The sequence below is a fragment of the Janthinobacterium sp. RA13 genome (genome assembly GCF_000745325.1).
Lineage (GTDB): Bacteria > Pseudomonadota > Gammaproteobacteria > Burkholderiales > Burkholderiaceae_D > Janthinobacterium > Janthinobacterium rivuli.
In genome coordinates this window covers 5,214,861-5,240,144 of record NZ_JQNP01000001.1, presented here as the reverse complement: position 1 = coordinate 5,240,144, position 25,284 = coordinate 5,214,861, and the positions used below count along the sequence as shown (strand labels likewise).

Below are 25,284 nucleotides of genomic sequence, written 5' to 3'. Positions count from 1 at the left end.
CTCCTCAACCGATCGCCGAAGCTTTGAGCAGCTTGGCGATGTCTTTCTTGATCTTGTTCGGGTCCGCGTCTTTCGGGAAGCGCATCATCAGATTGCCCAGCGGATCGATCAGGTAGAAATGGTCGCTGGTCTTGCCGCCCGGCTCTACGGGCAACCACGCTTTCAAGGCGTCGCTATTGACGCGCAGCATGCTGGTGCCGTCGAACTCGCGCATCACCAGGGTGTCGAGCGGCTGGGCATCCGTCACCAGCCAGACTCTTTCCAGGCGTTCGCGTTCCTTGCCCTGCATGAGGCGCAGTTGTTGCATGTCAAACAATTGCTTCTTGCATGCTTCCTGGCAATCGGATGGCCCTGTCTGCAGCAGCACCCACTTGCCCTTGAATTGCGCCAGCGGCGACGCCTTGCCGTCGAGTTCCGTCACCTGCAGCTGCGCTTCCGGTATCGGATGCAAACGCGGGTCGATCAGGGCGCCATAGTTGTTGCGGCCAGTGGGCTTGATGATGTAATACGTGAAATACGAGGCGATGATGGGAAACGCGCACACGGCCACGACGGCCAGCAGCTTCCAGCGTCCCGTATTCTGTGCCTGTTTATTGCTGCTGTCTTGCGTTGCGTCAGGGTTGTTTGTTTGCACGTCGAAATCCTGTAAAGACAAAAAATAGAAAAGCCATCAGTGCCAGTGCGTACCACTGGAATGCATAGCCGCGGTGCTTGTCGGCGCCCAGGTCCGGCGCCGGCCAGTCGCGCACGGGAAGCTGGCCGGACGCTGGCGCCGTTGCTGTCGAATCAACTGTTTGTTCGAGAATGAATGGTTGCAAGGCCAGGCCGCTGGCCTGTGCCAGCTGGCCGATATCGGCATTTTGCACGATGGCGTGCGGCGCCAGGGCCGGCGCCGTGCCCAGTTCCATCACATGACCCGCGTTCAGGCGCGCGATGCCGGAAATCGTCACCGTGCCGGCAGGTGTCGGGTAATCGGGAATGCGCGTACGCTCGGCATTGTTGCGCGGCAGCCAGCCTTGCGCCACCAGCACGTGCATGGTCGAACCGTCGATCTGGAATGGCGTGAGCACGTGGAAACCGGCCTGGCCCTTGTAGGGGCGGTTGTCCAGGTACACCGTCCAGGCGGGCACGAAATGGCCGGTGACGGTGACCCGGCGATATTCAATCGCTTGCGCATCGCTCGGCAGCATGGGCGCGGCCGTCAATGCCAGCGGAGCGGCCAGGTTGCCCGCTTCCAGCCGGGCGGCGCGGGCGACTTTCTCGTCGCCACGGCGCTGCTGCCATTGCGCCAGCGACACGCCCAGGGCCACCAGTAGCAGCATTACAACAAATGGAATCCATCTAAAATGGAAGCGGATACGCATTACAATGAAACCTCCTCAAGCCTGGCGCTACCATCCATGAAAATCCTCGTTGCCATTGCCTTCATCCTGATCCTGGGCAGCCTGGGCTCAGCTCTGTTCTTCCTCATGCGCGACAAGGGCAAGAGCAACCGCACCGTGCAGGCGCTGGCCCTGCGCGTGGGCTTGTCGATCACCCTGTTTTTACTGATCCTGCTGGCGCACAAGCTCGGCTATATCCAGCCGACGGGAATTCATTAAGACCCGACATTGCCTGATTGGCAAATTCTTCACACTAAGAAAAAAGCCGTACCCAGGATCTCCCGGTACGGCTTTTTTATGGTGCCGGCGCACGCATCAACCGCGCGCGCCCTGCCCCGCCATTATAACCAATACACGACCACGTACAGGCCCAGCCAGACGACGTCGACAAAGTGCCAGTACCAGGCGGCGCCTTCGAAGCCGAAGTGGTGTTCAGGGGTAAAGTGGCCTTTCAGCACGCGGTACAGGATGACGGACAGCATGATGGCGCCCAGGGTCACGTGGAAGCCGTGGAAGCCCGTCAGCATGAAGAAGGTGGCGCCGTAGATGCCGGACGTCAATTTCAAGTTCAGTTCGCTGTAGGCGTGCATGTATTCGTAGACCTGGAAGCCCATGAAGATGGCGCCCAGCAAGATCGTGGCGAACAGGAACAGGGCCGTCATGCCGCGGTGGCCGGCGCGCAGCGCGTGGTGCGAGATGGTCAACGTGACGCCCGACATCAGCAGCAAGGCCGTATTGATGGTCGGAATCCAGAACGGCGTCATGGTGGTGAATTCCTGCACCGTGCCGGCCGGGCCCGTATTGCCCCAGTGGGCGGCGAAATCGGGCCAGATCACCTTGTGGTCGAGGTCGGCCAGCCATGGCATCGAGATGCTGCGCGCATAGAACAGGGCGCCGAAGAAGGCGGCGAAGAACATGACTTCCGAAAAGATGAACCAGCTCATGCTCCAGCGGAAGGAATGGTCGATGCGCTCGCTGTACAGGCCTTGCTCCGATTCGCTGATGGCGTCGCCGAACCAGAAATACAGCACCAGCAGGATGCCGGCCAGGCCGATGTAGTTCAGGTACGGGCCCCAGGAGACGTCGTTAACCCAGGCCGAGGCGCCGATCATGGTCAGCAGCAGGCTGGCGCCGCCCAGCATGGGCCAGCGCGACGGGCCGGGCACGAAATAATAAGGTACGGCGGCGTGGTTGGAACTCATCATCATCTCCTCAAAAACTTATAGGGTGGTTTTTTATAATTTATAAAACGACGAATTTAACAATTGAAATCAGGATGCCGATCAGGCAAGCCACCACCAGGAAGCCGGCGATGACGATGTGCACGGGATTGAGCTTGGCCGAATCCGTGTCGAAATCGCTCTTGCGGCGCAAGCCCGTGAATGACCACACGACGGCGCGCAGCGAATACAGGAACGACGCTTTTTCAGGCTGCTTGGATTCGCCCATGCCACTCTCCTATTGGACGGCCGGCGTCTGAGCCTGGCTCAGACCGGCGATCTCGAAAAACGTGTACGACAGGGTGATGGTTTTCACCTCTTTCGGCAGGGCCGGATCGAGGAAGAACACCACCGGCATCTGCCGCGCCTCCTTCGGTTTCAAGGTCTGCTGCTTGAAGCAGAAACACTCGACCTTCTTGAAATGCGGCGTGGCGCTCTGCGGCGCATAGCTGGGAATGGCTTGCGCATTGACGACGCGGTTTTGCGTGTTGACCACTTCATACATGACGGTCACCAGTTCGCCCGGATGCACCTGCATGCTCGACACGGTCGGGCGGAAGCGCCATGGCCCCTGCGCATTGCCGTCGAACTCGACGGTGATGCTACGCGTCGTGTCGACCTGCGTATTGTTGTCGTAAGCTACCGTGCCATCTTTTTGCGTCAGCACGTTAATGCCCATCACTTCGCAAATCTGCTTGTAGACGGGAATCAGGGCATAGCCAAAGCCGAACATCAGCACGGCAATGACGAGCAGCTTGCCCAGCATCTTGCGGTTCAGGCCGCGTGTTTCCTGTTGGATCGGCGTCGTCACGTCAGAGCCACATGCGCTTGACGAACACGGACAGGAAGAATAAGGCCGCCAGGCCCCCCAGTATCAGCCCGGTACGCAGGTTGTTCGGTTTTTTACGCTCAGTTTTCACTTCGGTCATGACAGGCACTTTATTCAAGACGGGCCGCGCAACACGCCGGCCCGGGATACCTTATTTCACTGTCGGCGGCGTTTCAAACGTGTGGAAAGGCGCCGGGCTCGGCACGGTCCATTCCAGACCTTCCGCACCTTCCCATGGTTTCGCTGGCGCAGCCTTGCCGCCGCGGATGGTCGGCAAGACCACGAAGAACAGGAAGTACACCTGCATCAGGCCAAAGCCGAAGCCGCCGATCGAGGCGATCATATTAAAATCCGTGAACTGCGCCGGATAGTCGGCATAGCGGCGCGGCATGCCGGCCAGGCCCAGGAAGTGCATCGGGAAGAAGGTCACGTTGAACGTGATCAGCGACAGCCAGAAGTGGATCTTGCCGCGCGTCTCGTTGTACATGTGGCCCGTCCATTTCGGCGACCAGTAGTAGAAGCCGGCGAACAGAGCGAACAGCGAACCGGCCACCAGCACGTAGTGGAAATGCGCCACCACATAATAGGTATCCTGCAACTGGATGTCGATCGGCGTGACGGCCAGGATCAGGCCCGTGAAGCCGCCCATGGTAAAGACAAAAATGAAGCCGACCGAGAACAGCATCGGCGTCTCGAACGTCATGGAACCCTTCCACATCGTGGCGATCCAGTTGAACACTTTGACGCCCGTCGGCACGGCGATCAGCATGGTCGCGTACATGAAGAACAGCTGGCTGGTCACCGGCATGCCGGTGGTAAACATGTGGTGCGCCCAGACGATGAAGGACAGGATCGCGATGGAAGCGGTCGCGTAGACCATCGACGCATAGCCGAACAGCGGTTTGCGGGCAAACGCGGGCAGGATCTGCGAGACGATGCCGAAGGCCGGCAGAATCATGATGTAGACCTCGGGATGGCCGAAGAACCAGAAGATGTGCTGGTACATGACGGGGTCGCCGCCGCCTGCCGCGTTAAAGAAGGAGGTGCCGAAATGGCGGTCCGTCAGGGTCATGGTGATGGCGCCGGCCAGCACGGGCATGACGGCGATCAACAGATACGCGGTAATGAGCCAGGTCCAGCAGAACATCGGCATTTTCATCAGGGTCATGCCCGGCGCGCGCATGTTCAGGATGGTAACGATGATGTTGATCGAACCCATGATGGACGAGGCGCCCATCAGGTGCATGGCGAAAATCGCCATGTCCATGCCAGGGCCCATCTGCGTCGACAGCGGCGCATACAGGGTCCAGCCGGCAGCCGTGGCGCCGCCCGGCACGAGGAAGGACGTGGCCAGCAAGATCGCGGCCGGTGGCAGCAGCCAGAACGAGAAGTTGTTCATGCGGGCAAAGGCCATGTCGGACGCGCCCACTTGCAGCGGGATCATCCAGTTGGCGTAGCCGACGAAGGCCGGCATGATGGCGCCGAACACCATCACCAGGCCGTGCATGGTGGTCAGTTGATTGAAAAATTCCGGGTGGAAGAATTGCAAGCCTGGGTGAAACAGTTCCGTACGGATCATCAGGGCCAGCACGCCGCCCGACAGCAGCATGATGAACGAGAACCACAGGTACAAAGTACCGATATCCTTGTGGTTGGTGGCAAACAGCCAGCGGCGGTAGCCAGTCGGGTGGTCGTGGGCATGGTCGTGATCATGACCGGCGTGATCCAAGGTGCTAGTGCTCGTGCTAGTACTCATATACGGCTCCTAATTACTTGCGTGCAGCCACGATTTCGGCTGGTTGAACGATGTTCTCTGCGGCCTTGTTCGACCAGGAATTGCGCGTGTAAGTGATCACTGCGGCAATTTCCGTGTCGGACAGCTGTTTCCAGGCTGGCATTTCAGCGGGATACTTGCCGCTCTTTTGCCCGTTCAGCAAGACGTGGATCTGTTCCGCTTTCGGACCGTTCACCACGGCCGAGCCGTCCAACGGCGCGAACGCACCGGGCACTCCCTTGCCTGTCGCCTGGTGGCAGACCACGCAGTTGGCCGCATACACTTTCTCGCCCTTGACCTTCAATTCATCGATGGTCCACACCTTGCTTGGATCATCAGCCAATGCCGCCATTTCCTTTTGTTTTACATCAACCCAAGCCTTGTAGTCTTCGTTGGACACGACCTTGACGACGATGGGCATGAACGCATGTTCCTTGCCGCACAGCTCGGCGCAATTGCCGCGGAAAGTGCCGATATGGTCGGCCTTGAACCAGGTGTCGCGCACGAAACCGGGAATCGCATCCTGCTTGACGCCGAAGGCGGGCACGGACCAGGCGTGGATGACGTCGTTGGCCGTCAGTACCACGCGGATCTTCTTGTTGACCGGCACGACGACTTCGTTGTCGACTTCGATCAGGTAGTTTTCGCCGCGTTTTTCCGTCGGCGGCACGCCTGGCGCACCCACTTGCGAGCGCGGCGTGGCCAGGTTGGAAAGGAAGGAAATGCCTTCGCCCTCGCCTTTCAGGTAGTCATAGCCCCATTTCCACTGCATGCCGGTGGCCTTGATGGTGATGTCGGCGTTCGAGGTATCTTTCATGCCGACGACGGTGCGCGTGGCAGGCAGGGCCATGCCGATGACGATCAGGAAAGGCACGACGGTCCAGGCGATCTCGACGGTGGTGCTTTCGTGGAAAGTGGCCGGCTTGTGGCCCAGAGACTTGCGGTGCTTGAAGATGGAATAGAACATGACGCCGAACACGGCCACGAAGATCACCAGGCAGATGATCATCATCAGGGTGTGCAAATCGTAGATTTCATGGGCGATCTGTGTCGCCGGCGGTTGCAGATTCATTTCGAACGGCACGGGACCGCCGGTGCCGGGATAGGTGCCGGCAGCCGGTGCCGCCGTGGCCCATCGCCCGATGCCAAACGCTGTCAAAGACAGCCCGAGCAGCAACGATTGAAGTCGCTTTGCATGTGTCATGTTTTCCCCAACCACCCAAAAAATAATGATATTTTAAACGGCTGCGGACTTCTCCGTACTGGACCGCTGCCGCTCCTCCATGAAAGCAACACGGCCAGAATGCGGCCATGTGCGTCAAGCACCAGCGAATTCCATGCTGGCTGCCGACGCCAAAACGCTGACGGACAACCATGCTGGAACCCTGTTTTTCTTCCCCACATCGAAATGGCCTCGTGTGGAAGATGGTTACTATACTAATGCAGTAACTTCGAATTCGTCTCGCTTTGTTTTTTTTATTTTGTATGCAGCCCTTGTTTTTTACACTTATTAAGCTGACAAACAATCAACGATTATAATCAAGTAAACTTGAATCCATCAAGCAATAATCGGCTTTGTGCGCGCCCTTCTCCCGGCCGCCGCGCGCTTTGCAACGCTTGCTGCAACATTAACGCGCGGATGGCGACCAAGTGTCGGTTTCTTTAGCCTTTTATTTGGGTTTGCGCGGCAAATCAAAGCGGATGATCGCCTCGCCATTGCGCGTCACGCGCGGCGCCGGACGGAAGGCGTGGCCATAGATCACCTCGAAACTCAGGCCCAGCTTGCCGTCGGGACGGCGCGTTTTTTCCAGCGCGGCCAGCATGCGCTGCCAGGCCGCCTTGCCCATCAGGCCGCGGCGGCGCGTGGTCAGCGGGTTGCCGCCAAAGGCGCGCACGTCCGCCAGCAGTTTTTCCGCCGTATCGTAGGTCACCGTAATGATTTCCATATCCAGCACGGGCGTGGAAAAACCCGTCTCGACCAGCATGTCGCCAAAGTCGTGCATGTCGACAAAGGGCAAGGCGTGCGGATATAAATCGGCCTCGGCAAAGGCATCGCGCACTTCGCGGAAGGTGTCGGGACCGAAACAGGAAAACATCAGCAAGCCATCGAGGCGCAGCGCGCGCCGCCATTCGGCAAACACGCGGTCGGGTTGCGCATGCCAGTGCAGCGCCAGATTCGACCACACGAGGTCGATGCTGCCCTGCGCCAGCGGCAAGTCACCGAGGTCGCCGCACAATAAATCCACGCCCGCCTTGGCCGGCAGCAGTTTGCTGAGGAACTGGTTCAAACTGGCCAGTTTCGACGCGGGCGCGCGCGCCGCCTGCATCATCGCTTGCGCTGCATCGAGACCGATAATCTGCGCGGCGGGATAATCCTTTTGCAGCTGCGCCAGATCCGCACCCGGACCGCAGCCGGCGTCCAGCACGCGGTGCGGCGTGATTTTCACCAGCTCCAGGCGCTCGTGCATGCGTGCCGACACTTCGCGGCGCAGGAAGTCCGACGGCGCGACGCGCGCCGGACGGGAAAAGAAATCGCGTACTTGCACCGCATCGATGGGCGCACTCATTTTGGGTGGATTGGCGGGAACAGGCATGTTGAAACCGGTGAGGTGAGATAATGTCGGCAGTGTACATGGAACGACGCCATCGCGATGCGGACGGCCACCCAACTCCGCCTTGAGGCCGCCTGGCAGGCGTTGCGCCAGTGGCTGGGCGCCACGGTGCTGCCGGCCCAGTGCGCGCTGTGCGGCATCGGCTGCCCGCAAGTGCTGTGCCCGCCCTGCCGCGCGCAATATCTGGGGCAAGGACGCGGACAAGTGCGCCCCCGCTGCCGCCAGTGCGCCAATCCGCTCGACGATGTGGCAACACTGTGCGGACGCTGTTTGCGCCAGCGCCCCGCGTATGACGCCACGATCACGGCATTCGATTATGCGGCGCCCGTCGACCAGTTGCTGCTGCAACTGAAATTCGGCGCGCGCCTGGCGCTGGCGCCCCTGTTGGCGGAATTGCTGCATGTTGCCATTCAGCAACAACCAGCTTGGCAAGCGCCGCAACTGCTGTGCCCGGTGCCCTTGGGCCCGGCCCGGCTGGCCGAACGGGGTTTTAACCAGGCGCTGGAAATTGCCCGCCCGCTGGCGCGCCTGCTGGACGTGCGTTTACATCCGCGCCTGGCGCTGCGCGTGCGCGACACCCGGGCGCAAAGCGGCGTGGCGCCGCAGGAACGGCAAGCCAACCTGGCGCACGCGTTCGCCATCGCGCCCGAACACGCGCCGTCATTGCAAGGGTGTCATGTGGGCATCGTCGACGACGTGATGAGCAGCGGCCATACCGTCAACGCGCTGGCGGCCGCCTGCAAGAGCGCAGGCGCGGCCAGGGTCAGCATACTGGTGGTAGCGCGCACGCCGCCGCATTGAATTAGTTATATATATGAGGAGAGCATTTTGTTTCACGTTGTTTTGGTAGAACCTGAAATCCCGCCCAACACGGGCAACGTCATCCGCCTGTGCGCGAACACGGGCGCGCAGCTGCATCTGGTCGAACCGCTGGGCTTTCCGCTCGACGATGCCAAGATGAAGCGCGCCGGCCTCGATTACCACGATTACGCCAAGATGAAGGTGCACAAGAACTGGGATGCGTTCCTGGCCGACACCCAGCCCGACCCGGCCCGCATGTTCGCCATGACGACGCGCGGCTCGCGCCCGTTCGGCGACGTGGCCTTCCTGCCGGGCGACGTATTCGTGTTCGGCTCGGAAACGAAAGGCCTGGACCCGGCCCTGCGCGACGGTTTTCCCGCCGAGCAACGCATCCGCCTGCCGATGCGACCGGACAACCGCAGTTTGAATTTATCGAATACGGTGGCGGTCGTCGTGTATGAAGCGTGGCGCCAGCATGGGTACGCCGGTGGCGCTTAACTAACGCAGCGCCAATTGCGGCGCGGCGCCGTCCGCATCCAGCATCACCAGCTGCGTGCGCAAGTCGCGCGTGGCGGCCAGCTTGCCGTTCACGTACAGATTCGTCCTGACGCCATACACGCCTTGCGACACGCCTTCCGGAAAGGTCAGCTGGAACGAGTTTTCAAAGCGCCCGCCCGACTTGTTGTTGCTGGCCAGGGCCTTCGAGCCGGACTTGAATGGCTGGCCTTGCGGGTCGAGCACCACCAGCTCTTCGCGCACGTCGGTGACGCTTTGCGCGCTGCCGTTGACCAGCTCCACCACCGAATTGACCTTGAACGGCTGGCCGCGCTTGACGGTCGACGCGCTCAGCTGCGGCGTGTACGACACCACTTGCGGCTCGCGCGGCAGCGCGCCGCGCGTGCGGATGTAGTCGCGGTCCGCCTGCGCCGCCGTCTTGGTCTGGCGCGAATTGACATTGATGGCCAGACAACCGGCCGCCGCCAGTCCCCCGCCGATGGCCGCGCCCTTCAGCGCAGCATTCTTGCCGCCCGCCAGCGCGCCCAGCAATGCCCCCACGGCTGCGCCGGCGGCGGCCGTCGCGCCCATGCTGCACGGGTCATCGTCCGTTGCCGCCTGGCTTCCACCTTGCGGATAGGAACCGTCCTGGCGCACGCCGTTCGGGCTCATCGGCGCCGTGGCGCAGCCGGCCAGCATGGCCGCGATGGTCAGCGCGGCAGCGGCGCGCACAGTGGTGTGATTCAGCATGTTGACTCCCAGGATTGCTAATTGATCGTTGTTTCCGTCTGCAGCACTTGCCGTTCGCGCTCGCGGATGCGGCGCGACAGATTGTCGATGCGCGCATTGCCCGGATCGACGCGGCGCGCGCTTTCCAGATACGTCTTGGCCGCATCGAACTTGCCTTCCAGCAAAGAGCGCTCGGCATCGCGCAGGAACGATTGCGCCATCTCGTTGCGCATGGCCGCGCCGCTATCGACGGGCGACGTTTCCAGCGGACGGCGTTCGGCCACCGCTGAACGTTCGACCGCGTGCGCGGGCACAGGTTCCTGCTGTGCCGGCGCCAACACGGGGGCCGGGGCTGCAACGGGTGTCGCGGGCGCCGACAGCGCCAGCACGTCTGCCTTCAACTGCGGCAATTCCACCGCTTCGCGGTCGATGGCTTCCAGCCTGGCGATGCCATTTCTTGCCGCCGTCGCATCCTTGCCGTCGAGCGCCTGGCGCACGCCCACCAGCACGGACGCGGCTGCCGCCTGCTGGCGCGCCAGCTGCTTGCGCAAGGAGTCGACGCTCGCTGCGCCCGCGCAATCGGCGTCGAGCGCGGCGATGCCCTTGGCCGCGCTTTGCAATTGATGGCCGTCGATGGCGCGCTCGATGGAACGCACGCCGCGCTGGCAACCGCTGGACGCGGCGCCGGCCTTGCCGATGGCCGCCTGCAAATCGTCCGCCTTGGCGCTGGACTTGCCCGTACATACATTCTTCGCCGTCGCCAGCTTCTGCCGGGCGCCGTCCAGGCTGCCATCCGCCACCAGTTTCAAGCCGCTGTCGATGGCGTCGTTGCAGGCCGACTCATTCTTGCCGCCCGGCTTGCCGTTCATGTAGACGATCACCAAGGCCAGTACGGCGATGCCACCGAGCCAGCGCAGCCACTTGCGCGGCGGCGATGACCGTTCGGTTGACGCCGGTGGCGCTGCCGGCGCGGGCTTGGGCACGGCTTTCGGCTGAGCCGGCTGGACCTGTTTCGCTGGCGCCGGCGGCGGCACGGCAGCCGGCTTCGGCGGTGCTTTCGGCGCAGGGGCCGGTGTCACCGGCACGGGCGGCGGCTTGGGCGCTACCGGCGCCGGCGCGGGTACAGGCAGCGGCGGCACGGCCGCGGCTGGCCGGGCCGCGCCAGCCATCGCGTGACCGCAGTACGGACAATGGCTGACAACGGTCCACAGGCCCGTCTTGCATTTGTTACAGATATCCAAAACTAATCCTTCATTCCAACGTCATTCCAGCGTTCACAGAGGCGGCGGCATCAACGGTGGCGGCGCGCTGAGGAACAGGGGCGCCAGTTCCGGGAACTGGGCCAGGTCGGCCCAGGCCGGCAAGCCGGCGCGCCACACCTTGGTGGTGCCTGGTGCGACCTGCCCCGCCTGCACGTATTGCACGATCTGCTGGGCCGTGAACGGTCCCTGCTGCTGGCCATTGATGCCCAGGAAATACTGGTATTCCACCAGCGGCGGCGGCATGCCGCCCAATGGTGGCGGCGCCATGCCGAACACGGCCGCCGCCGGGGCAGCGGCCGCGCCGGCCGGGCGCAGCAATTGCTCGAGGCGCCCCGCTTCCAGCATTTCCCCCTTGATCGCATACTTTAACCGCGGCTGCCCGTCCGCTTCCGGCTCGCGCACTTCCCAGTCGTAGGCATCGCTGTCGGAGTCGCCGATGACGTTCGCCCACTCCTTCAGGCGGCCCAGCAGGGTTTGCACCGTGCGGTCGAGCTCATCGCTGGCCATGCCCTTGCGGCGCGCCGATTCGCGCAGGCGCGCGCCCACTTCGGCGGAAATGGCGCTGCCAAAACCGACGTACGGCAGTTGTGAGCCGTCGGCCTGCGCCACCAGCTTGGGCGCATACACGGTGCGTTCATAGTATTTTGCCAGCGCGGCCATGGCCGCTGTCTGCACGGCATCAAGCGCCGTCAATTTTTCCTCGATGCGCAGGGCGATATTTTTCTCGTACGAGGCCGGCATGCCGTTCTGGCGGATGGCCCGTTCGTTGCCGATGCGGCGCAAGTCGCCCGGTTCGACGGCAAACTGGTACTGGCCCGGCGGCACCACGCGGCCCGTGTGGCGCGTCAGTATGCCCAGCATGATGGCTTGCAGGAACTCGCCGAAGTCTTCTGCCAGACGCTTCATCTCGTCCGTGTTCGGCGCGATCGGATGCGTAAATTGCGTCGGATCGATATGCGTGTGGGTCGGCGCCTTGTCGTTGTCGCCTTCCTTGCGGTAACTGGTACGCCAGCCTTCCAGGCCGCGCAGCACCGTCATCGGCACGCCAGCCAGTTCGCAATAGCAAACGGCGCGCCCGCGGATGCCCGTCTCGACGATTTCCAGCTGGCTCACCGTGATGCCCACCTGGGTCGGCACGCACGATTCGAGCTCGGCGCCGAACTTCGCCTTGAAGGCGGCCGCGTTGGCCACGCCGATCACGCACTTGAACTGGTCCGACACGACCGTGAAGTCACCGGCCATATTGGCGTCGATCCACGGCATGGAGCAGGCCAGCAGCTTGCGGAAGCGGTCCAGGCGTTCGGACACGTCCATCTGTTCCAGCGCTTCGAACAGCGGGTCGGGCGTGCTCGTCGCGCCTTCGGTCAGACCGGCGCTGGCGATCATGTTTTCCGCCATGCGCGTGACCTTGGCCAGGATCAAGCCCCGTTGCGCCGGTTCGGCCAACATGGGGAACAGCGCTTTCGAGCCGCCCATGTCCTTGAACGCTTCATCGGCCCACTGGCGCAAGGTGGCCGCCGATGGCAGCGCGATGTCTTTTTCCGTGACGGGAATGACGATCAGGGTCGCGTGTTCCTTGTCCAGGTCCTTTTGCAGGATGGTATTGGCCGTTTTGAGTTCCGCCAGCATGGCCAGCACACCTTCGCGGCCCGTTTGCAGCTCGCCCACGAGGCCATTCCACTGCGCGCGGCCCTGTGCGTCGACGCCGACCCGGTTGCCCAGCCAGCGCGACAGTTCGCCCAGCAGGATGACGGACTCGTCCGCCGCCTTGGCGCGCAAATGGAATTTCAGGGCATTCGCCATTTCCGTGCGCAAATGGTCCATCACTACGCCGGCCTGCTTTTCGCCATTGCTGAGGAAACCGAAGGTGCTGCGCGTCTGCTCCAGGTTGTTCAGCAGGCGCTCGTATTCGCGCGAACGCACGGCTTCCTTGATTTCGCGGTAGCGTTCGGCATTGTTGCCGATCTGCGCCGTCAAGCCGCTGCCCGGCGCCTCGATGCGGTCCTTGATCTGTTCCACCAGCGACAGCACGTATTCCAGGCCGCCGAATTCTTTATTATCAAGATAGCCATACAGCTGGTCGCGCACGACTTTCTTGACGTCTTCCAGCACTTCGCGGCGGCGCTTGCTGATGCGGTCTTCCGTCGTGTCGGCCGTGGAATCCTGGTCGCGCACGGCGTCGCGTTCCAGGTGCTTCATGGCGTCGCGCACCTGCGCCGGCCACTCGCTGCGGTCAAAACCCGTGCGGATATCGTTGATGCGCGTATTGACCCGGTTTTCCACGCCGGCCAGCAAGTGGCCGTGGCGGTCTTCCAGCAATTCGTCGACGACGCGGAAATCGATGAAGTCGCCGCTCGAACGCTTCAGTTCGATGCTCTTGTCGGAAAACTCGGGGAAGTCGCTGAAAGGCGTGCCCTTCAGGAACATATTGGCGGCGAGGAAATTGTCGCGCTGCGTATCCGTGGCCCGGTTGGCGCCCGCATCCGTGCCGCCCACGCCAAAGAACGCTTGCAGCATGGCGCCGGCCCAGCGGTGAGCCCGCTCGTCGCGCGCCGCTTCCTGGCGCGTATCGAGCACGGCCATGCCGAACGAGGAAAAGCGCTTCGAGAAATACAGGCGCATGTCGCCGAAACGGTCTTGCGGCACGGGCGCGTTGTACAGCGAGTTCTTGTGCTGCGCCTGGTTGACGGCGATCGAGCGCTTGGCGCGCGCGAAGTCGGCCGAGGCGAAATCCTCGAACAGCGAATCGGCCACCATGTGGTAGACGTCGCTGACATCCTTGGTGTGCTGCTGGGCAAGGTTGCCCGAATCAATCAGGTAGACCTCGCTGTACGGCTCGCGCGTCAGTTCCGGACGGTCATACGCATCCCAGCGGCCCACATAGCCCTTGTTGCCCATCATCGCCGATTCCAGCTCCATCAGTGCCGCATAGCCGTTGGCCTCGACCCGGTCCTTGTTGGCCTTGGTGTAGCCGGTCGGCAAGAACAGCATCAGCTCCACGTCGGCCGCGCCCACTTCGCTGCGCGCCAGCCAGCGCGCCAGCAAGCCCATGTCGAGGAAGGAGCCGGAACCCGTGCCACCGGCCACGGAACCGACGATGACGATGCGGAAACGGTTCGTTTCCATGCGTAAACCCAGCTCGGCCAGCTGGCGCTCGTGTGACAGGCCCGCCTTCAGGGCTTTCAATTTCAAGCGGATCTTGTCGCGGATCTTTGCATACTTGTCAAAGAAATACAGGCGCGAGACGGCGCGGATCTGGCCGGCGCCGCTGCTCATGTCGAAACGCAATTCGCGGATGCGCTGCGGCGTCAGCGGCAGCCACTCCTTGATGTGCGGATATTTTTCCAGAGAATCTTCATCGCGGCTGTACTTGTCCATGTCGAACGATTCGACCACCTTGTCATCGTCCGTGAACTTCACCTGGTCGAACTGCAAGTCCTTCGCCTGCGACTCGCCGCTCTCGATCACGGCGCCATTGTCGAGGTCGAAATGGATGAATTGCGCGATGGGAAAGTCGGCCAAGCCCTCGATGCGCGTGCGGTTGCCCGCGCCGCCCCACAGGGTGTTGAGGACGCGCCGGCGCACGCGCATCAGCACCTGCATGCCCGTGCCGCCGATGCCGATGAACAGGGTCGGGCGCAGTTCGATGATCTTGTCCTGCTTGCGCTCGCTGGCGCCGCCGGTGATGGTTTGGTTCAGGTTCTCTGCCATGGTGATTCCTTCGATGATGCGTGTTACGGCGTGTGCTTAACGGCGGCTGGAGGTAAAAGTCAGCAACAGGGCGACCAGGCCCACCAGCACCAGCGGTCCCATGAACAGTGGCGCGAGGAATTTATGCGCGTTCACGGCGGCCAGCACGACACCGGTCGCCAGGCTGGCCAGGAAGATGAACAGCCACCAGCCCGAGGCATTGGCCTTGTTCGGCGGCACGCGCTTGGCCACGAGGCCATTCGCGTAGGCATTCTTGGCAAAGAAAAAGGCGATGAACAGCAGCAACAGCACGACGCCGCCGATCAGGGTGTCGCGCGACGAAGTGTCGGTCGTGCTGGCAGGGTCGAGCGCGGGCGCAGGTTCGGTGGTGGCCGTGGTGGCGGCTGCGCTTGCCGCCGGTGCGTCCGCCGCGGGCGGCGCGGACGCCGGGGCCGGCAGGATAAAACCAGTGTTGTCTTTAGGAGTCTCTTGCGCCATGGTATGCCTCTGGTGGATTTGAATAGTTTAAAAGGAAATCGTGATCAGGCCAGGCTCAGGGTATGGCCTTCAGCCACGCGCACGACGGCCGGCTTGCCCAGGCCCCGCTTGAGTTCGCCAATATCGCGGCCGTCGTCATCGCGGATCTGCACGCTCTTGAATGGTTTTAATAGCACTTGCCGCTGCACGCCGTCGGCCATCACCTTGTAGCGCGTGGCGCGCGTACCAAGCAAACCCAGCGCCAGCAAGCCCAGCACGAGCGCCAGCACGCCGCCGAGGATCACCAGCACGGGCAGCAGCGGATACTGGATGCGCACCAGCAGCGGTATCGTTGCCTGCGAGGCGCGCACGCTGTCGGGCGGCGTAAACATGCTGGATATCGGGTCGCCCGGGAACAGTTCCTGCAAATCCTTGCCAAAGCTGGACGCCAGCGCCAGCCGCTGTTCCGACAGGCCCACCTGCGCCTGCATCGGCAGCATCACCTGCTTGCCCATGGCGGCGATCGCCTGCGCCGACCATGGCGACGGAATTTGCGCCATCGGCAGGGCAAACTGTACTTGCACGGACTGGCTGGCGCCCGGCTGCAGCTGACGGATTTGATCTGGCACAACGTGCAGCGGTGCGTTCTGTCCCGCCAGGCTGGCGTGCACTTTGGCGCTATCGATCACGTACGGGAAAAACATGTTTTGCAGGGACGCCTGCAACACCACTTGCGGCACCAGCTTGGCCGCATCGACGTCGAGCACGATGGTGCGCCCGTCGCGGCCCAGGCTGGCGTGCACATTGGCGCTGTTCTTGACGGACTGGGGCACAATGCGCACGGCATCCTGGTCCACCGGTTTCAGGCGCGCGGGCGGGCGCGTCAGCACTTGCGACAGCCGCCCTTCGGCCAGGATGCGGTTCAGGGCCTCGGACGCCGGCTGGCCGTAGGCGAGCGCATACACCATCAAGCCCTTGGCGCTGTACAGCTTGCCCTGCACGGGCATACGCAAGGGAAACACCACCGTCTTGGTGATCGACGGTTCCAGGTGCAGCAGGCGGTAAAAGTCGCGGTTGCGCTCGGCCGTCTGGCTGTCGTTGTTGGGACTGTTCTTGTTATTCGTAAAGATCCACACGATGCCGGAGGCGGACTGGAACGGTCCCGTGATGGTCTTGGTGACGGCTTCCTGGAAATCCGTGTCGGCCAGCGTGCCGCCGGCGCTCTTGCGCGCCAGGCCCAGGCTGGCCAGCTGGCCCGCCACGCCGGCGCCGCCCTGTCCCTGCCCGATCAGTGCGGGCGACACATTGCTGCCGCTGCTCTGGCTGAAGGCCAGCGTGTAGACCTTGTCGGACGGGCTCGTCGCAGCCTGCGCCACGGCGCCCACGAGGGCTTTCAGTTGCGACTGTTCATCCGTGTAAAACGGCTCCATCCAGCCCGAGTTTTGCACGAGGAACGCTTGCTGGATGCCGGCGGCCTGCACGCCGGCGGTGGCGAAGGCGAGCAAGGCGGCGCCGGCCGCGATCAGGGCGCGCGCCTTCATGCCTGCAAGGCCCAGCCATCGATGCGCGACAGCAGCGGGTGATACGCCCACAGCATGCCTTCATGCACAAACAGGCGCACCCGCCACGGCTCGCCGACGGCGAACGTGTGGAACACGGTTTCGCGCAATTCATCGTCCTGCACCAGCTGGGCGGCCAGGCGCTCGTTCGAGCGCAGCACGCTCGACAGGCCGGCGCTGGTGGCGAACTTAACGCCAAAAACGCTGTTGCCAACGCCTGACTCCAGCAGCGGCATGACGGCCTGGTTCTTGCCGCCATCGTCGCCATGTTCCGGCTCTTCCCACGGCGCCGTTTTCAGCTTGGTGGCAAAGCGGTAATTGAAGCTGCCCGAACACAGGCGCGGCGCCAGCGCGTCGGCACGTTCGGACTGCGCGCCCAGTTTCACGTAAACATAGGTGCCGCGGCTGCGCTCGAAGCACAGCTGCCACAGGCCGCCATCGCGCGACACGTAGGGGCTGCCGAATTCGAAATGCGGCACCAGCCCTTCGGGCCAGGGCGTAAACGAGGCGGCCACGTTGCCATCCGGCTGCAGTTGCAGGCGCAGCTGGCCGTTGGCGCAAGGCCACACGGCCATGCGGTTGTAGGCGACGGGCGCGCTGACGTTGCCCAGGTCGACCAGGCCGTCGAGCAGCACGTCACTGCCCGGCTTTTGCGCGGCATCAAGATTGACGAAGCGGAGGCGGCCGTCGTCGTCGCGCAGCGGCGCCCACAGCCGGTTCTGGAACCAGACGGGCGCGGCCGCACACGGCGCGCCGCCCACGTGCTCGACCACGTAGGTCAGCGAAGGCACGTCAGGGCGGATACAGGCCAGGCCATGGCTGGTCGGCAAGACCAGCACGCTATTGAACTCCGGCACCAGCTCGGCGCGCCAGGCGCCGTGGGCCAGATCCGATTCAGCCAGCAGGCTGCCATAGTCGGGGTCCAGCGCCAGCCAGCGTTTCGAGGCGGGCAGCCAGGCGTGCAGGACGGCCTTGCGCGGGTCGAGCGCCAGCAGCGCGGGCGCGCTGGTGCCAAACTGCGCGGAAAAAAATTCGTATTCACCGGGCGGCGGCATGGGCAGCGAGGCATCTGCCTGCGCATGCTCTTCGCGCGCGCGCTGGTCGGCCAGTTTCAGCGCTACGCTGGCCTGGCGCAAGCCGGACGGGCCGGCCGGCGGCACGTCGCTGACGGGATAGGCGCCGTAGGGCGGCACCCACGGCGGGCTAATTGACGTGTCGGGCGGCACTTGCAAGGCCGCGCCCGAAGCGGGGTCGAACGCAAATTCGGGCGGAAACTGCCGCACGGGTGCGTCGGCCGCCGCGGGCAGGCGCCGCGCGAGCATCAGCTTGCCGATATCGGCATCGCTCACCAAGGGCGAGACGTTCTGGCCGTCCGCGCTGCGCTGCATGCTCCATGCGCCCTCGTCATCCACGTGCCAGGCGCCGGAAGGCAGTGGCCAATCCCCAGAAGTTTTATGGTCCATTTATTTTCTATGACTAGCAATGCATTCAGACGGTGTAACGTGCTGGGGCTGTCGAAACCAAGTCGCAGCCCTAGCAGTTCTCATAGTAACGTCTTTTTATCTGTATGGAAACATTGACGACAGTCCTCAGCCTTGCTGCGTCCGCACTTTCGTCAACAGCTTGGTGGTCGAGCGGTCATGCTCGAAATCGATGGCCACGGCCTGGCCGCCATACGCGAGCACGGCCTTGCCTTCGGGGATGGCCGCCATGTCGTAGTCGCCGCCCTTGGCATAGATTTCCGGTTCGATGTCCTGCACCACTTCCAGGGCGCTGTCTTCCGAGAACGGCACCACCAGGCTCACCGCTTCCAGCGCGGCCAGCACGGCCATGCGGTCTTCGCAGTTGTTCAGGGGGCGGTCATCGCCCTTGCCCAGGCGTTTCACTGAAGCATCGGTATTCACGGCAACGATCAGCGAGGCGCCCAGTGCGCGCGCCTGCGCCAGATACGTTACGTGGCCGCGGTGCAAAATGTCGAACACGCCGTTCGTCACCACCACCGGTTTCGGCAGGGCCGCGGCGCGGGCGCGCAATTCGTCGCGGCCACACAGTTTGTTTTCAAAGTCAGGCATGAATATCTCTTGTAGGGTTAAATAGGGTCACGCTATGGTCACGCTCAGGCGTGGCTATCGCCTTGGATGCCGCCGGCATCGCGGCGCCAGGCGTCGATCAAGGCCAGAATGGCCGGTTCCAGGCCCTCTTCGGCGATGCAATCTTGCCGGTTGTAAATCATCAGCGCATACACGCCGGCCAGACGGCTGACGGGCGGCGACAGCGCATATTCATTGCCGCGCGCCGGTTGCCTGGCACGCCAGTAATTGATTGCCGCTTCCAGCGCCTGCATCCGCAATTCCATCACAGTCTCCCTTCGCCGCCCGGTCCCGCATTATAGGGGGCGATCCGCTACAATACGCCATCGGCGCCACAGTTTCACGTTTGCGCCACCTTTCATTCATTGCAAGTAAGTACTTCCTGTGTTTCAATCAACCTATGACACTGACTGAACTGAAATATATCGTTGCAGTCGCGAGAGCGAAGCACTTCGGCCATGCCGCCGAAGCTTGCTTCGTTGCCCAGCCCACCCTGTCAGTGGCCATCAAGAAACTCGAAGACGAATTGGGCGTCGTCCTGTTCGAACGGGGCGGCGCGGAAATCTCCGTCACGCCCCTGGGCGCGCAGATCATCGCGCAAGCCGAGCGCGTGCTGGAACAGACGGCCGCCATCAAGGAACTCGCCAAGCAAAACAAGGACCCGCTGGCCGGCCCGTTGCGCCTGGGCGTGATCTACACGATCGGCCCCTATTTGCTGCCGCCGCTGGTCAAGGCCATGATAGACCAGGTGCCGCAGATGCCCTTGATCTTGCAGGAGAATTTCACGGTTCGCCTGCTCGAATTGCTGCGTCAGGGCGAACTGGACGTGGCCATCATGGCCCTGCCCCTGCCCGACCACGGCATGGCGATGCAGGAACTGTATGACGAACCGTTCGTCGTCGCCATGCCGCGCCAGCATCCATGGACGGCGCGCGACAAAATCGCCGCGCAGGATTTGAAATCGGAAACCATGCTGCTGCTGGGCAATGGCCACTGCTTCCGCGACCAGGTGCTGGAAGTGTGCCCCGAAATGGCGCGTTTTTCCTCGCCCGGCAACGGCATGCAGCGCACGTTCGAAGGTTCTTCACTGGAAACCATCCGCCACATGGTGGCCAGCGGCATCGGCCTGACGGTCTTGCCGCGCGCCTCCGTTGCCAATATGCACGCCACCGACGGCATGCTCGAATACCGGCCCTTCGCCGCCCCCGTGCCATCGCGCCGGGTAGTCATGCTGTGGCGCAAGAGTTTTACGCGCAAGGCCGCCATCGACGCCTTGTGCGCGGCCATCGCCAGCTGCAACTTGCCGGGAATTACGCCGCTCTGCGAAGACGACGACTAGCGCCCCAGGCGCAAAATAGTACATTTACATACTATTTGCGATAATCGACCTTTCTCTTCAACAAGATCGAGTCTTCCATGAACAAGCTGGCGCTGTATTTCCGCCTGATACGGCTGGACAAGCCTATCGGTACCGTATTGCTGCTGTGGCCTACCCTGTGCGCGCTGTGGCTGGCGCAGCAGGGCGTGCCGGACTGGCGGCTGCTGCTCATCTTTACTCTTGGCACTTTCCTGATGCGCTCGGCAGGCTGCGCCATCAATGACTACGCCGACCAGGATATCGACAAATTCGTCAAGCGCACGGCCGAGCGCCCCATCACCAGCGGACGCATCAGCGGCAAGGAAGCGCTGGCCGTGGCCGGCGTGCTCACCGTACTTGCCTTTTGCCTGATCCTGCCCCTCAATGCGCTGACCAAGCAGCTGTCCGTGGCGGCCGTCATCATCGCCGGCACCTATCCCTACTTCAAGCGTTTCTTTGCCATCCCGCAAGCGTATCTCGGCATTGCCTTCGGTTTCGGCATTCCCATGGGCTTTGCCGCCATCACGGATGCCGTGCCCGTCGTCGCCTGGCTGCTGCTGCTCGGCAATGTTTTCTGGGCAGTGGCCTACGATACGGAATACGCGATGGTCGACCGCGACGACGACTTAAAAATCGGCATCAAGACCTCGGCCATCACCTTTGGCCGCTACGACGTGGCCATCGTCATGTTCTGCTATGCCGTTTTCCTGCTGCTGTGGCTGGCATGCGGCTGGTATCTGGGCTTGCGTTACTGGTTCGTCGCGGGGCTGGTGGTGGCGGCCGGCTGCGCCGTTTACCACTACACCTTGATCCGCGCACGCGAGCGTATGCCGTGTTTTGCGGCATTCCGGCATAATAACTGGCTAGGAGCGGCGGTGTTTGCGGGCGTGGTTCTGGACTTTGCTTTCCGTTAAGCAATCATCCTTGCGCCGCGGTAGCCCTTGAGGCGGCGCAAGACAGCCTGGCCGCAGCTGCCTACACTGGTATTTCACTGTGCAGTTTCACTTCCATGAGGTAATACATGAGCTCGATACATACCGGAAAATCCAGCAGCGACAGCATCCTCGCCGACGCCGACAAGGCCCGCGACAAACTGGTCGGCGACCTGAAAACCGTCATCAATGAAGCGGAAGGCTGGCTCGACGGTGCCAAGGATCAGACGGGCGAGAATGTCAAAGCCGTCAAGGACAAGTTCATCGCCACGCTGGAAACGGCCAAGAAAGACTTGATCAAGCTGGAAGAAGACTTGCTCGAACGGACCAAGAAGGCGGCCAAGGCCACCGACGAATACGTACAGGACAATCCGTGGAAAGCCGTGGGCGCGGGCGCCGTCGTGGGCGTGCTGTTCGGCCTGCTGCTTTCCTCGTCACGCCGCTAGTCAGTACCGACGCAGTACCGACGGCCTTGGCCGTCTCCTGACGCGAAAGGCAGCATATGGCTATCGTGCACCATGTCGCCCAAGTCGCAGCGACGCTCGCCGCCATCGTCCAGACCCGTCTGGCCCTGGCGGCCGTGGAAATGGAAGAAGAGTCGCTGCGCTTCCTGTCCTATCTGGCGCTGGCCATGCTGGCACTGCTGTGCCTGTTCGTCGGCCTCGTATTGATCGTGTTCCTCGTCATCGTGCTGTTCTGGGATACGCACCGCATCGCCGCCATCGCCATCACGGCCGCCGTTTTCATCGTCGCCGCCATCGCCACCCTGCTGGGCGTGCGCGCCAGTTTCCGCAGCAAGCCGAAACTGCTGTCCTTCACACTTTCCGAACTGAACAAAGACCTGGACGAGCTGCAATTGCTGGCCCGCCGGGGAGCGGAGCGGCCATGACCACGCATCCCACCAAGTTGTCGCATGTGCACACGGCCGCTAGCCTGGCGCAGCGGCGCGACGCGCTGCTGGCCGAATGCGCGCTGCAGCGCCTGGCCCTGGGCGTGCAGACGCGCCAGTTGCTGGAACCGCTCACGGGCGGCAACCTGCGCCACACCCTGGCCACGCGTTTCAAAATTCCCCTGATGATAGGCGGCGGCGTGCTGGGTTTGCTGCTCGTGCGCCCGCGCCGTTTCCTGCCGCTGTTGCGGGCCAGCGGCGCGCTGCTCAAGCATGCCACCACCGCCATGCCCGTCGTGCTGGCGCTGGCGCAGCGTTTCAGCAAGAAAGACACGCCGGACTAAAATATTTTTTCCTGGCTGCATCCAAATGGCAAACCCCTGCGTAGTAATGGTATCAACCAGCCGGTTGAGCCAACTACCAGGAGTTCGCCATGCTTGCCTTCACCGCCCCACGCCACACCGTTCCCGCACTGACTTTGCTGGGCGCCGCCCTGCTGCTGACGGCTTGCGCGCCCATGAGCGCGCGCTATTCGCAGGAACAATTGCCGAACGCCGTCAAAGTGCCCGATGGCCACCAGGTCGCCATGCAAACGGTGGGCGTGGGCAAGATCGCCTACGAATGCAAGGCCAAGAAAGACATGACGGGCCATGAATGGGTCTTCGTGGGACCGGACGCAGCCTTGAACGACCGCAGCGGCATGCAGGTCGGCACGTATGTCGGCCCGCCTGCCACCTGGGCCAACCTGGACGGCTCGAAAGTGACGGCGACGCAAGTGGCCGTGGCGCCGGCCGGTGCGGGCAACATCCCGTATCAGCTGGTGAAAGCCAACCCTGCCACGGGCAGCGGCGCCATGCAGGGCGTCAGCTACATCCAGCGCGTGGCCACCAGCGGCGGCGTGGCGCCAAGCAGCCCCTGCGGCATGGAGTCCATCGGCGCCAAGCAATGGGTACCTTACCAGGCCGATTACATCTTTTGGAAAGCAGCATAAAAGCGTGAGCGTGACGGTTGGCAAGCTGGTTTCTGGCCTATACTCGGTCTTGAAAACTTGCTAACCGTTAACTCCAACGATTGCGCCAACCTTGCCAACCCTAGCCACCCCTTACGATTACGATGCCGCCCTGCGCGCCTGCGCCAGGGGCGAGCAGCAGGCATTGCACGGCCTGTACCAGCAGGAAAGCCGCTATCTGCTGGGCGTGGCTCTGCGCATCGTGCGCCAGCGGGACCTGGCCGAAGACGTGCTGCACGACGCCTTTCTGAATATCTGGCGCCGCGCCGGCAGCTTCGACGCCACGCGTGGCAGCGGCAAGGGCTGGATCTATGTCGTGGTGCGGCACCAGGCGCTGGATGTGGCGCGCGCCCGCGCCCATGAAGTATCGGCCGACGAGGATACCGTGGAAACCCTGCTGCACGAACGCCAAGGCCATGATGCCGGCGATGCCTATGCCGACCAGGCGGATCTGGGCAAGCTGCACGATTGCCTGGGCCACCTGGAGGAAGGCAAACGCAATAGCATCCTGTACGCCTATGTCGATGGCTGTTCCCATAGCGAAATCGCGCAGCGGCTGCAAGCGCCGCTGGGCACGGTGAAAGCCTGGGTCAAGCGGGGCCTGGCCGCCTTGCGGGAGTGCATGGGATGATCGACAGCGACGATGAATTGCAACGGCTGGCCGGCGAATACGTGCTGGGCACCCTGGAACGGGCCGAACGGGCGGGCGTGGAACAGCGTTTGCCGCGCGACGCCGCCTTGCGCGACGCCGTCGACGCCTGGGAACAGCGTTTGCTGCCCTTGACGACACTGGCGCCGCCCGAAACGCCCTCGGCGCAACTGTGGCCGCGCATCGGCGCCAGCCTGTTCACGCCAAAAGCCGTGCGGCAGGCGGGCGGCTGGCAGGCGTGGTGGAACAACCTGGCCTTTTGGCGAGTGCTGGCCGGCGGCGGCCTGGCGGCCACGGCTGTGCTGGCCGTGCTGGTCACTATGCAACTGCAGGCGCCAAGCGGACCCGGCTATCTGGTGGTGCTGGTGGCGCCGCAAGATAAATCGCCTGGCTGGATCGTGCAGGCGGGCGGACGCGGCGGCAAGAACCGCGACCTGAGCCTGATCCCGCTGGGACCAACAAACGTGCCGCAGCAGAAAGCCCTGCAATTCTGGACCAAGGGCAAGGACTGGGGCGCGCCCGTCTCGCTGGGCCTCGTCAAGCCGGGGCAAAGCCTCAAGCTGACGTTGGACAAGCTGCCGCCGCTGCAGCCCGATCAACTGTTTGAAATCACGCTGGAGCCGCAAACAGGCTCGCCGACGGGCCGGCCGACAGGGCCGATCCTGTATATCGGCCGCGCCGTCAAGGTCATCTGATTACTTGGACAGCTCGTCCCCCATCTCGCGCCCGCGCTGCGCGGCCGCCTTGATGCCCTTGACGATGGCCGCCTTCACGCCGCTCTCTTCCATGCTGGTGAGGGCCGCGTACGTCGTGCCGCCCTTTGACGTGACCCGCTCGCGCAGCAAGGATACGGGTTCGCTGGAGTTCGCCGCCAGCTGCGCCGCGCCCGTAAAGGTGGCAATCGCCAGCTGCGTGCCCTGCTCCGGCGTGAGACCCAGCTCGGCCGCCGCCTGCTGCATCGCTTCGATAAAGTAAAACACGTAGGCAGGGCCGCTGCCGGACACGGCCGTCACAGGATCGATCTTGGCTTCGTCATCGAGCCAGACGGTCTGGCCGACGGCGCGCAGGATGGCGTCCGCCGCCTTTTTCTGTTCTTCGCTCACGCCGCCGCTGGCCACCATGCCCGTGATGCCCATGCCGATCAGGGCCGGCGTGTTCGGCATGCAGCGCACGATGGCGGGGTAATCGCCGAGCCAGCGCGACAGGTCTTGCGCGCGTATGCCGGCCGCGATCGACAGGATCAATGGCGCCCGGTCACCATCAAGGAAAGGCAGCAACTGCGCCGCCACCTCGCGCATGCTTTGCGGTTTCACGGCCAGCACGATCACGTCCACGGCGCGCAGCGCGTCGCTGGCGGAGGTGGCCGTCGTCACGCCGAATTGCGCCTGCAATTTTTCCAGCGCGGGGGCGTGCGGGTCGATCACGTGGATGTTGCCGCCCAGGGTTAGCTTGCCCGCCAGGCCGGCGATCAGGGCGGCGGCCATGTTGCCGCCGCCTACGAATGCGATATTCAATTCTGTCGTCATGC

Annotated in this window: 29 protein-coding genes; 11 read left to right on the top strand and 18 right to left on the bottom strand. The window is 63.0% G+C overall.

Annotated elements, in window-relative coordinates:
• Window positions 1-4: 4 nt before the first annotated feature.
• A complete protein-coding gene (locus FG13_RS23235; protein WP_035824742.1) occupies window positions 5-634 on the bottom strand; it encodes an SCO family protein in 630 nt (209 codons plus the stop codon).
• Complete coding sequence (locus FG13_RS23230) at window positions 615-1,364, bottom strand: SURF1 family protein (RefSeq protein ID WP_035824739.1); 750 nt, start codon at window positions 1,362-1,364, stop codon at window positions 615-617. Before FG13_RS23230 ends, FG13_RS23235 begins: the two co-directional genes overlap by 20 nt.
• Before the next feature lie 36 nt (window positions 1,365-1,400).
• Here FG13_RS23230 and FG13_RS23225 point away from each other — a divergent pair, with 36 nt between their 5' ends.
• Window positions 1,401-1,601 (top strand): twin transmembrane helix small protein, encoded by a 201-nt coding sequence (locus tag FG13_RS23225; RefSeq protein ID WP_034748996.1) that lies wholly within the window; start codon window positions 1,401-1,403, stop codon window positions 1,599-1,601.
• Window positions 1,602-1,723: 122 nt separating this feature from the next.
• Here FG13_RS23225 and FG13_RS23220 read toward each other — a convergent pair whose 3' ends face one another.
• The 7 genes from FG13_RS23220 to FG13_RS23195 all read right to left on the bottom strand — a co-directional run bounded on the left by FG13_RS23220 (window position 1,724) and on the right by FG13_RS23195 (window position 7,772).
• Complete coding sequence (locus tag FG13_RS23220; protein WP_035824737.1) at window positions 1,724-2,584, bottom strand: cytochrome c oxidase subunit 3; 861 nt, start codon at window positions 2,582-2,584, stop codon at window positions 1,724-1,726.
• 40 nt (window positions 2,585-2,624) lie between these two features.
• On the bottom strand, window positions 2,625-2,831 hold the full coding sequence (locus FG13_RS23215; RefSeq protein WP_034749002.1) for a DUF2970 domain-containing protein: 207 nt from the start codon (window positions 2,829-2,831) through the stop codon (window positions 2,625-2,627).
• Window positions 2,832-2,840: 9 nt separating this feature from the next.
• The gene (locus FG13_RS23210; protein ID WP_077399733.1) at window positions 2,841-3,413 is read right to left on the bottom strand and encodes a cytochrome c oxidase assembly protein; all 573 of its coding nucleotides are present in this window, start codon (window positions 3,411-3,413) and stop codon (window positions 2,841-2,843) included.
• Between the two features lies 1 nt (window position 3,414).
• Window positions 3,415-3,531: a cytochrome oxidase small assembly protein gene (locus FG13_RS31005; protein ID WP_235211793.1), complete on the bottom strand. Its 117-nt coding sequence runs from the start codon at window positions 3,529-3,531 to the stop codon at window positions 3,415-3,417.
• 51 nt (window positions 3,532-3,582) lie between these two features.
• The gene (ctaD, locus tag FG13_RS23205; RefSeq protein ID WP_034784874.1) at window positions 3,583-5,187 is read right to left on the bottom strand and encodes a cytochrome c oxidase subunit I; all 1,605 of its coding nucleotides are present in this window, start codon (window positions 5,185-5,187) and stop codon (window positions 3,583-3,585) included.
• A gap of 13 nt (window positions 5,188-5,200) precedes the next feature.
• A complete protein-coding gene (gene coxB, locus FG13_RS23200) occupies window positions 5,201-6,409 on the bottom strand; it encodes a cytochrome c oxidase subunit II (RefSeq protein WP_035824734.1) in 1,209 nt (402 codons plus the stop codon).
• Between the two features lie 466 nt (window positions 6,410-6,875).
• Window positions 6,876-7,772 carry a methyltransferase domain-containing protein gene (locus FG13_RS23195; protein WP_046683389.1) on the bottom strand — a complete coding sequence of 299 codons (897 nt, stop codon included), beginning with the start codon at window positions 7,770-7,772 and terminating at the stop codon, window positions 6,876-6,878.
• 84 nt (window positions 7,773-7,856) lie between these two features.
• Here FG13_RS23195 and FG13_RS23190 point away from each other — a divergent pair, with 84 nt between their 5' ends.
• On the top strand, window positions 7,857-8,618 hold the full coding sequence (locus tag FG13_RS23190) for a phosphoribosyltransferase family protein (protein ID WP_051959377.1): 762 nt from the start codon (window positions 7,857-7,859) through the stop codon (window positions 8,616-8,618).
• 27 nt (window positions 8,619-8,645) lie between these two features.
• Window positions 8,646-9,116 (top strand): tRNA (uridine(34)/cytosine(34)/5-carboxymethylaminomethyluridine(34)-2'-O)-methyltransferase TrmL, encoded by a 471-nt coding sequence (gene trmL, locus FG13_RS23185; protein WP_035824729.1) that lies wholly within the window; start codon window positions 8,646-8,648, stop codon window positions 9,114-9,116.
• On the opposite strand, the gene FG13_RS23180 is transcribed toward trmL, so the two are convergent.
• From FG13_RS23180 to FG13_RS23145, 8 genes are all read right to left on the bottom strand, one after another.
• On the bottom strand, window positions 9,117-9,863 hold the full coding sequence (locus FG13_RS23180; protein WP_051959375.1) for a hypothetical protein: 747 nt from the start codon (window positions 9,861-9,863) through the stop codon (window positions 9,117-9,119). It lies immediately after the preceding gene.
• Between the two features lie 17 nt (window positions 9,864-9,880).
• Window positions 9,881-11,083 carry a hypothetical protein gene (locus FG13_RS30740; RefSeq protein WP_152598846.1) on the bottom strand — a complete coding sequence of 401 codons (1,203 nt, stop codon included), beginning with the start codon at window positions 11,081-11,083 and terminating at the stop codon, window positions 9,881-9,883.
• 33 nt (window positions 11,084-11,116) lie between these two features.
• Window positions 11,117-14,815 (bottom strand): tubulin-like doman-containing protein, encoded by a 3,699-nt coding sequence (locus tag FG13_RS23170; protein ID WP_051959372.1) that lies wholly within the window; start codon window positions 14,813-14,815, stop codon window positions 11,117-11,119.
• 36 nt (window positions 14,816-14,851) lie between these two features.
• Window positions 14,852-15,292, bottom strand: coding sequence for a hypothetical protein (locus FG13_RS23165; protein ID WP_081922687.1), 441 nt, complete (start codon window positions 15,290-15,292; stop codon window positions 14,852-14,854).
• Window positions 15,293-15,336: 44 nt separating this feature from the next.
• On the bottom strand, window positions 15,337-16,812 hold the full coding sequence (locus tag FG13_RS23160) for a hypothetical protein (protein WP_035824724.1): 1,476 nt from the start codon (window positions 16,810-16,812) through the stop codon (window positions 15,337-15,339).
• Window positions 16,809-18,293, bottom strand: a complete 1,485-nt coding sequence (locus tag FG13_RS23155; RefSeq protein WP_152598845.1) for a hypothetical protein — start codon at window positions 18,291-18,293, stop codon at window positions 16,809-16,811. Before FG13_RS23155 ends, FG13_RS23160 begins: the two co-directional genes overlap by 4 nt.
• A 126-nt stretch (window positions 18,294-18,419) precedes the next feature.
• The gene (gene rfaE2, locus FG13_RS23150; RefSeq protein WP_035824719.1) at window positions 18,420-18,902 is read right to left on the bottom strand and encodes a D-glycero-beta-D-manno-heptose 1-phosphate adenylyltransferase; all 483 of its coding nucleotides are present in this window, start codon (window positions 18,900-18,902) and stop codon (window positions 18,420-18,422) included.
• Between the two features lie 44 nt (window positions 18,903-18,946).
• Window positions 18,947-19,186: a DUF3717 domain-containing protein gene (locus tag FG13_RS23145; protein ID WP_035824717.1), complete on the bottom strand. Its 240-nt coding sequence runs from the start codon at window positions 19,184-19,186 to the stop codon at window positions 18,947-18,949.
• A 134-nt stretch (window positions 19,187-19,320) separates the two neighbouring features.
• Between FG13_RS23145 and FG13_RS23140 the strand changes: the two genes are divergently transcribed.
• The 8 genes from FG13_RS23140 to FG13_RS23105 all read left to right on the top strand — a co-directional run bounded on the left by FG13_RS23140 (window position 19,321) and on the right by FG13_RS23105 (window position 24,451).
• Window positions 19,321-20,259: a hydrogen peroxide-inducible genes activator gene (locus FG13_RS23140; protein ID WP_035824715.1), complete on the top strand. Its 939-nt coding sequence runs from the start codon at window positions 19,321-19,323 to the stop codon at window positions 20,257-20,259.
• A 77-nt stretch (window positions 20,260-20,336) separates the two neighbouring features.
• Window positions 20,337-21,191 carry a 4-hydroxybenzoate octaprenyltransferase gene (gene ubiA / locus FG13_RS23135; protein WP_035824713.1) on the top strand — a complete coding sequence of 285 codons (855 nt, stop codon included), beginning with the start codon at window positions 20,337-20,339 and terminating at the stop codon, window positions 21,189-21,191.
• A 107-nt stretch (window positions 21,192-21,298) separates the two neighbouring features.
• Window positions 21,299-21,655 carry a glycine zipper domain-containing protein gene (locus tag FG13_RS23130; protein ID WP_046683402.1) on the top strand — a complete coding sequence of 119 codons (357 nt, stop codon included), beginning with the start codon at window positions 21,299-21,301 and terminating at the stop codon, window positions 21,653-21,655.
• Window positions 21,656-21,711: 56 nt separating this feature from the next.
• Window positions 21,712-22,098, top strand: a complete 387-nt coding sequence (locus FG13_RS23125; protein WP_035824711.1) for a phage holin family protein — start codon at window positions 21,712-21,714, stop codon at window positions 22,096-22,098.
• Window positions 22,095-22,442 carry a hypothetical protein gene (locus tag FG13_RS23120; RefSeq protein ID WP_035824704.1) on the top strand — a complete coding sequence of 116 codons (348 nt, stop codon included), beginning with the start codon at window positions 22,095-22,097 and terminating at the stop codon, window positions 22,440-22,442. The genes FG13_RS23125 and FG13_RS23120 overlap by 4 nt, the downstream gene beginning before the upstream one ends.
• A gap of 89 nt (window positions 22,443-22,531) precedes the next feature.
• Window positions 22,532-23,089, top strand: a complete 558-nt coding sequence (locus tag FG13_RS23115; protein ID WP_035824701.1) for a DUF3455 domain-containing protein — start codon at window positions 22,532-22,534, stop codon at window positions 23,087-23,089.
• A 91-nt stretch (window positions 23,090-23,180) separates the two neighbouring features.
• A complete protein-coding gene (locus FG13_RS23110; protein WP_035824699.1) occupies window positions 23,181-23,738 on the top strand; it encodes a sigma-70 family RNA polymerase sigma factor in 558 nt (185 codons plus the stop codon).
• Entirely contained in the window at window positions 23,735-24,451 is a 717-nt protein-coding gene (locus FG13_RS23105; protein ID WP_035824697.1) for an anti-sigma factor, read from the top strand. Before FG13_RS23110 ends, FG13_RS23105 begins: the two co-directional genes overlap by 4 nt.
• Here FG13_RS23105 and proC read toward each other — a convergent pair whose 3' ends face one another.
• Window positions 24,452-25,282, bottom strand: a complete 831-nt coding sequence (gene proC / locus FG13_RS23100) for a pyrroline-5-carboxylate reductase (protein WP_035824695.1) — start codon at window positions 25,280-25,282, stop codon at window positions 24,452-24,454.
• Between the last annotated feature and the right edge of the window lie 2 nt (window positions 25,283-25,284).

Coding starts and splice junctions, on each gene's coding strand:
- FG13_RS23120 (WP_035824704.1), top strand. CDS start 22,095: ATGACCACGCATCCCACCAAGTTGTCGCATGTGCACACGGCCGCTAGC.
- FG13_RS23170 (WP_051959372.1), bottom strand. CDS start 14,815: ATGGCAGAGAACCTGAACCAAACCATCACCGGCGGCGCCAGCGAGCGC.
- FG13_RS23140 (WP_035824715.1), top strand. CDS start 19,321: ATGACACTGACTGAACTGAAATATATCGTTGCAGTCGCGAGAGCGAAG.
- FG13_RS23105 (WP_035824697.1), top strand. CDS start 23,735: ATGATCGACAGCGACGATGAATTGCAACGGCTGGCCGGCGAATACGTG.
- ubiA (WP_035824713.1), top strand. CDS start 20,337: ATGAACAAGCTGGCGCTGTATTTCCGCCTGATACGGCTGGACAAGCCT.
- FG13_RS23190 (WP_051959377.1), top strand. CDS start 7,857: ATGCGGACGGCCACCCAACTCCGCCTTGAGGCCGCCTGGCAGGCGTTG.
- FG13_RS23145 (WP_035824717.1), bottom strand. CDS start 19,186: ATGGAATTGCGGATGCAGGCGCTGGAAGCGGCAATCAATTACTGGCGT.
- FG13_RS23130 (WP_046683402.1), top strand. CDS start 21,299: ATGAGCTCGATACATACCGGAAAATCCAGCAGCGACAGCATCCTCGCC.
- FG13_RS23225 (WP_034748996.1), top strand. CDS start 1,401: ATGAAAATCCTCGTTGCCATTGCCTTCATCCTGATCCTGGGCAGCCTG.
- FG13_RS23180 (WP_051959375.1), bottom strand. CDS start 9,863: ATGCTGAATCACACCACTGTGCGCGCCGCTGCCGCGCTGACCATCGCG.
- FG13_RS23155 (WP_152598845.1), bottom strand. CDS start 18,293: ATGGACCATAAAACTTCTGGGGATTGGCCACTGCCTTCCGGCGCCTGG.
- ctaD (WP_034784874.1), bottom strand. CDS start 5,187: ATGAGTACTAGCACGAGCACTAGCACCTTGGATCACGCCGGTCATGAT.
- FG13_RS23220 (WP_035824737.1), bottom strand. CDS start 2,584: ATGAGTTCCAACCACGCCGCCGTACCTTATTATTTCGTGCCCGGCCCG.
- FG13_RS23115 (WP_035824701.1), top strand. CDS start 22,532: ATGCTTGCCTTCACCGCCCCACGCCACACCGTTCCCGCACTGACTTTG.
- proC (WP_035824695.1), bottom strand. CDS start 25,282: ATGACGACAGAATTGAATATCGCATTCGTAGGCGGCGGCAACATGGCC.
- coxB (WP_035824734.1), bottom strand. CDS start 6,409: ATGACACATGCAAAGCGACTTCAATCGTTGCTGCTCGGGCTGTCTTTG.
- FG13_RS23165 (WP_081922687.1), bottom strand. CDS start 15,292: ATGGCGCAAGAGACTCCTAAAGACAACACTGGTTTTATCCTGCCGGCC.
- FG13_RS23160 (WP_035824724.1), bottom strand. CDS start 16,812: ATGAAGGCGCGCGCCCTGATCGCGGCCGGCGCCGCCTTGCTCGCCTTC.
- FG13_RS23230 (WP_035824739.1), bottom strand. CDS start 1,364: ATGCGTATCCGCTTCCATTTTAGATGGATTCCATTTGTTGTAATGCTG.
- FG13_RS23215 (WP_034749002.1), bottom strand. CDS start 2,831: ATGGGCGAATCCAAGCAGCCTGAAAAAGCGTCGTTCCTGTATTCGCTG.
- FG13_RS23195 (WP_046683389.1), bottom strand. CDS start 7,772: ATGAGTGCGCCCATCGATGCGGTGCAAGTACGCGATTTCTTTTCCCGT.
- FG13_RS23125 (WP_035824711.1), top strand. CDS start 21,712: ATGGCTATCGTGCACCATGTCGCCCAAGTCGCAGCGACGCTCGCCGCC.
- rfaE2 (WP_035824719.1), bottom strand. CDS start 18,902: ATGCCTGACTTTGAAAACAAACTGTGTGGCCGCGACGAATTGCGCGCC.
- FG13_RS31005 (WP_235211793.1), bottom strand. CDS start 3,531: ATGACCGAAGTGAAAACTGAGCGTAAAAAACCGAACAACCTGCGTACC.